This window comes from Streptomyces africanus, from assembly GCF_002150735.1.
Lineage (GTDB): Bacteria > Actinomycetota > Actinomycetes > Streptomycetales > Streptomycetaceae > Streptomyces > Streptomyces africanus.
In genome coordinates this window covers 1-5,816 of record NZ_MUKA01000143.1, presented here as the reverse complement: position 1 = coordinate 5,816, position 5,816 = coordinate 1, and the positions used below count along the sequence as shown (strand labels likewise).

Annotated in this window: 3 protein-coding genes; 1 reads left to right on the top strand and 2 read right to left on the bottom strand. The window is 73.9% G+C overall.

The window, feature by feature from the left end:
* Window positions 1-180: 180 nt before the first annotated feature.
* The gene (gene lhgO / locus CCL05_RS19070; protein ID WP_425275924.1) at window positions 181-1,395 is read right to left on the bottom strand and encodes an L-2-hydroxyglutarate oxidase; all 1,215 of its coding nucleotides are present in this window, start codon (window positions 1,393-1,395) and stop codon (window positions 181-183) included.
* Window positions 1,396-1,469: 74 nt separating this feature from the next.
* A complete protein-coding gene (locus tag CCL05_RS19065) occupies window positions 1,470-2,891 on the bottom strand; it encodes an NsdA family TPR-like regulatory protein (RefSeq protein WP_086561702.1) in 1,422 nt (473 codons plus the stop codon).
* A gap of 837 nt (window positions 2,892-3,728) precedes the next feature.
* Between CCL05_RS19065 and CCL05_RS19060 the strand changes: the two genes are divergently transcribed.
* On the top strand, window positions 3,729-5,816 hold a 2,088-nt coding region (locus tag CCL05_RS19060), incomplete at its 3' end, for an asparagine synthase-related protein (RefSeq protein WP_086561701.1).

Genomic DNA, 5,816 nt, shown 5'->3' with positions numbered 1-5,816 from the left:
GGTGGTGGGTCGGGGCCGCGCCGGGGGTGCGGGCGCGTCTCGCCTTAGCTGCGGGCAGTCGTGCCTCCCCCAGTGCCTTAAGGGCCTGGGAGGTGCCCCCAGGTGGCACGGGTGGGCGCAGCGGCACCCCGCGCCGCCGGGTTGCGGACCCACCCGGCCTCAGCAGCGACGCCGAGCACCTCAGAGCGCGCTCAGTGCTCTGCGTGCCACCTCCCTGCCGATCGGCAAGGACGCCGTAGCCGCGGGAGACGGCGCGTTCAGCACATGCACCGTGCGAGCGCCCTCGCGGATCAGGAAGTCGTCCACCAGCGTGCCGTCACGCAGGACCGCCTGCGCCCGGACCCCCGCCGCCGTCGGCACCAGGTCGTCCTCCGACACCCCGGGCAGCAATCTCCGCACCGCCTCCGTGAACGCCCCCTTGGACAGCGACCGCCGCAGCTCCCCCGCCCCGTACCGCCAGTGCCGCCGGGCGATCCGCCAGGAGCCCGGCCAGGCCAGCGTCCCTCCCAGCTCCCGCGCACGGACCGTCCCCCACCCGTACCCCTCACGGGCCAGCGCCGGCACCGCGTTGGGCCCGATGTGGACGCCCCCGTCGATCCCGCGTGTGAGATGCACCCCGAGGAAGGGGAACGCCGGGTCGGGGACCGGATACACCAGGCCCCGCACCAGCTCCGGCCGGGCCAGCTCGTAGTACTCGCCCCGGAACGGCACGATCCGCACGTCCGGGTCGTCCCCGGTCAGCCGGGCGATCTCGTCGCTGTAGAGGCCGGCGCAGTTCACCAGCACCCGCCCGCGCACGACGTCCCCGGTGGACGTGAGCACGGCGACTCCGCGCTCGGGGCGGCGGTCGACGCGCACGACCCGCGTGCCGTAGCGGATCTCCGCGCCCGAGCCGTGGGCCAGCTGGCGGGCGACCGCGACGAAGTCGCAGATGCCGGTCGTACCGACGTGTATCGCGGCGAGGCCCCGCACCTCCGGCTCGTACTCCGCGATCTGGGGCCCGCCCAGTTCACGGACCGGGATGCCGTTCTCCCGGCCGCGCTGCACGAGTGCGTGCAGGCGGGGCAGCTCCGCGCGGTCGGTCGCGACGATCAGCTTGCCGGTGACCGCGTGCGGGATGCCGTACTCGGCGCAGAACTTGACCATCTCCGCCGCGCCCCCCACCGCGTAGCGCGCCTTGAGGGAGCCGGGGCGGTAGTAGATGCCGCTGTGGATGACGCCGCTGTTGCGGCCCGTCTGGTGCCGGGCCGGGCCCGGTTCCTTCTCCAGGACCGTGACACGTGTGCCCGGTGCGGCGCGTGTGATCGCGTACGCCGTCGACAGGCCGACGATCCCCCCGCCGATCACCAGCACGTCACAGTCGTACGCGATCTCCGGCACTCGCGTCACCCGCACCACCTCCCGCTTCGATAGTGCACTGCGCCACTGACAATGCCTTCAAACGCGGGTACGGCAGCATCCCTGCCCGGTTACGCCGGAGCCATCAGCAGCGGCCGTGCGCGTTCACGCAGCTCGACCACCCGTGGCTCGTCGCCGTACGGCTCCAGCCGGTGCAGGAGGTCCTTGACGTACTCGGTGGTGCGGGCCGAGGAGATGCGTCCGGCGACCTCGACCGCTCGTACGCCCTGCTCGCACGCCGCGTCCAGGTTCCCCGACTCCAGTTCGGCCACCGCCGAGACGACCAGGCGCAGGCCGTGGGAGCGGACGAACTCCTCGGTGGGCTTCGACAGCGCCTGTTCCGTGAAGCGGCGGACCTGGCGGGGAGCCTTGAGGTCGCGGTAGCACTCGGCCGCGTCGGCGGCGAAGCGGTCGTAGGAGTAGAAGCCGAGCCAGCTCGGGTCGTTGTCGCCGGGGCGGGCGCGCTCCAGCCAGCTCTCGGCCGCCTTCAGGGCACCGCCGGCCGCCTGGGCGTCACCGGCACGCGCGTGTGCCCGGGCCTCGACGAGGCGGAAGAAGCTCATCGTGCGGGCCGTGGCGAGGCCGCGGTTGCGTTCGAGGGCGGCCTGGGCGAGGTCCACGCCCTCGTCGCCGAAGCCGCGGTAGGTGGCCTGGAGGGACATGGAGGCCAGGACGTAGCCCCCGAGGGGGACGTCCGCCGCCGCCCGGGCCAGGCGCAGGGCCTGGATGTAGTAGCGCTGGGCCGCTTCCTGCTGGCCCGTGTCGAAGGCCATCCAGCCCGCGAGCCGGGTGAGTTCGGCGGAGGCGCCGAAGAGGGCCCGGCCTACCTCGTCGGAGTAGGAGCCGAGCAGCAGCGGGGCCGCCTCGACCCTTAAGCACTCGGGGACCATCGACGAACGCCAGTCGCCGCCGCCGTACTTGGAGTCCCAGCGCCGCGCGTCCTCGGCGGCCTCCCGCAGCTTCTGCACATCGCTGTGGCCGACTTTGAGCGGTGCGCCGGAGCCCTCGCCGGGGTCCACGTCACGCGCGACCGAACTGTCGGCCGGGGTTATCAGCCATCGTGAGGCGGGCGTCGCGTACGCGCTCACCGCGAACGATCCGGCCAGTGACTGCCAGATGCCGCCCCCGGTGCGGCGGCCCGCGAGGTCGAGGCGGTACAGCTCCGTCGCGGATTTCACCGCCTGTCCGACGTCCCTCGGGAAGGCGAGGCCGACTTCGGGGGCGGGGTCCGCGTCCGCCAGGCCGATCTCGTGGAGCGGCACCGGGCGGCCGAGCTTCTGGCCGATGGCGGCGGCGATGAGGTGCGGTGCCGCACCCTGCGGCACCATGCCCTTCGACACCCACCGCGCCACCGACGTTTTGTCATAGCGAAGCGTCAGTCCTCGCTGAGCGCCAAGATCGTTGACGCGCCGCGCGAGGCCTGCGTTCGAGATTCCCGCGAGGGCGAGAACGGCGCCGAGTTTTTCGTTCGGCCCGCGTTGCTCCCTGGACATGCGCCACCCCTCGACACAGACGGCTGCCGACGTTGGCATAACCACGCGGCATTCGTAAACCCAGCGTAGTTCGCCGCATCCCAAGCGTTAAGGGGCATTGTTCCGGTTGGCGGGATTGTGGTCCGTACTGAAGTGCGGTTCAGATACAGGCTGTTGCGATGTGCTCCCACTGTGTGGCCGTGCGCCTGCCCGTGCGCTCTTCTCCGGCCACCGCGGGAGCGGTTCCATGGTCGTTGCGTGGGTCGGCCCGCTGTACTGGATCCAGTGGGCTGGGGGACACCGCCGCCTTCATCCCCGCGGGCGGCGGAACGGTCCGGGAGGCGTGCTCCGTCTCCCGGACCGCGCGACCGCCCGGTGGTCCGCAGGGTCTGTACGGAGAGTGTTCGACGCTGCGTACGAGATGGGGATTTGGCCGAAAATCGACCCCGTCGACGGTGGGGTATCAGGCCTCCGACCACGGTAGTTGAGGGCGCTTCGGGCGTATTCGGGGCGCGTATCGGGGGCGCATTCGCGCCGCAGTCGTACTGGTGACGTGTCGCTGACGTGTCTTGTCTCCTGCCGTCCCTTCTGTTCTCGCCGCTTCCGCGGCCGTCTCCGTCGCCGTCTGCATGTTCGTCTTCACTGACGTCCTCGCTGCCGTCCTCTCCGCCCGTCTCTTCTTGTGGCACAAGGGAGTTCAGGGTGTTCGGGGGTGCTCGCGGCGGCGTGGGTGGCTCCGCCGGGGCGCGTTCGGCGGAGCGCAAGCGGCGCGGGCGCACTCTGGAACGCTTCCTTCATGGCAGCATGGTGAACCGGTTCGTACGGTGCACTGGTTGTCCACAGCCTGTGGAGGCGGCGATGCGGTGGTTGGTGGGATGGAGCAGCACCGCCGCGGGAGCCGTCGCTGCCGGCTCGGCGGGGGCCACGGGGCCCGACGGCGAGACCCTGCACCCGGTGGGTTCCCAACTCCTGTGGGGCGATCCCGATCCGCTCTGGGCGGTCGGTGACTGGCGCCCCGACGAGGTGCGGGTCGTGAAGGCCGACGACCGGACGCGTATCGCCGTCCTCGGCATCTGCGGCGCCACCGACGAGCAGTTGCGCGTCGCGCTGTTCGCCGCGCGCGGCGGGGCACTTCGGCATCTGACCGCCTGGCCGGGCAGCTACACCGCGATCGTGCAGGTCGGCCGGAGGGTCACCGTCTGCGGCGACCTCGCGGGCGCGCGGCCGGTGTTCTACACCCCCTGGGCCGGTGGTACGGCGTATGCGACGGCCGCGCTGCCGCTGGCCGACCTCATCGAGGCCAACCTCGACTTCGGGCACCTCGCCGCGCTGCTGGCCGCCCCCGACGTGCCCGCCGCGCTGCACGACTCCACGCCGTACGACGGCGTGAAGCGCATTCCGCCGGGGCATGCGCTGATCCTGCGCGCGGGGGCGCGTGAGATCGCCGGGTACGAGCCGGTCGCCTCGCTGGCGGTGGCGGCGCCTTCGGCCGACCCCGACAGCGCGGTCGACGCCGTGCGCGACGCGCTCGTGGAGGCCGTACGGACCCGGCTGTCCGCGCCGCGGCACGTGCCCGGTGCGGACATCGACCCCGGGCCCGTGCCCGGCATGGGGCCCGCCGAGCGGCGAGCCGCGCGCGGGATGCCGGTGCCGGGGATCGGGGCGGACCTGTCCGGCGGACCGGCTTCGGGGACGCTGGCGCTGCTGGCCGCGGGGCTGCCCGGAATGCCGGGCACGGTGCTGGGGCACGGCACGGGCGCGGGGGAGCGGCTGCTGGCGGTCACGTTCAACGACCTGGCCGTCGGGGGGCGGGAGGCCGAACTGGAGCGGGCGGGCGCGCTGGCCGCGAACCCGCGGCTGCACCACGTCGTCGTGGCCGGCGGCGAGGAGACCCTGCCGTACGCCGACCTGGAGGGCCCGCTGACCGACGAGCCGGGCGCGTCCCTGGTGACGGCGGCCTGGCACCGGGCGCGGCTCGCGGCCGGCAGCGCGGACCACTTCACGGGCTACGGCGCGCGGCAGGTCCTGGACGCCCATCCCGCGCGGCTCGCCGACCTGCTGATGGACCGCAAGCGGCGCCACCTGGTGCGGCCCGTCGCCGCGCTGGCCAAGACGGACGGCTCGGTGCTGGTCCCCGCGCGCGTGTACGCGGCGGCGCGACGGCTGTCCCGTACGCCGTACCGGGCGGGGCTCGAGTCCCTGGCCGAGCGCCTGCTGGACCACCGTACGGACGAGGGCCTGGACGCGCCCGGGGGCGCGGTCGAGGCCTCGCTCGCCGCGCTCACCTGGGGGAGACCCGGGCCGGCGGCGCGCTGGCTGACCGGTGAGGCGCTCGCTGAAGTATCGGTTCGCCTTCAGGCGGCGACGCACCGGTCGGAGCTGGTGGGGCCGGGACAGCGGCCGGGTGACTTCCGCGCGCGTGCGGCGCTGGCGCGGTACGCGGCGGACCTGCGGGTGCTGGAGCAGGCCGCGGAGATCCGCTTCCAGCGGCTGCACGCGCCGTTCCTCGACAACCAGGTCGTGCGCGCGGCCCGGGCGCTGCCCGAGGCGTTGCGGGTGCGGCCGGGGGCGCGGGCGGCGATCCTGCGTACGGTGCTGGAAGGGGCCGGCGTCCGGGACCTGCCGCCCGGGTGGGGCGTCCCGACCCAGGCGACGGCGGCGGCCGCGGCGCGTACGGGGCTGCGGGTGGCGGCGGACTCCCTGGTCGCCCTGTTCGACACGCCGCTGCTGGCGGAGGCGGGACTGGTGGAGGCGCGGGTGGTCCGCAAGGCCCTGCGCTCCGCTGCGGCCGGCGAGCCCCTCCCGCTGGACGGCCTCGCCGACCTCGTCTCCCTGGAACTGTGGCTCCGCCGCCTGCTGTCCCGCCGCGGCACCTGCTGGACGGGCACACCGGCCCGCCAGCGGGCGGTACCGGCAGGGATCGCGCCGCAGCGGGGGGCGTTGGGG

Excerpts from the sequence above, each read along its gene's own strand:
- CCL05_RS19065 (WP_086561702.1), bottom strand. The coding sequence starts at position 2,891 with ATGTCCAGGGAGCAACGCGGGCCGAACGAAAAACTCGGCGCCGTTCTC.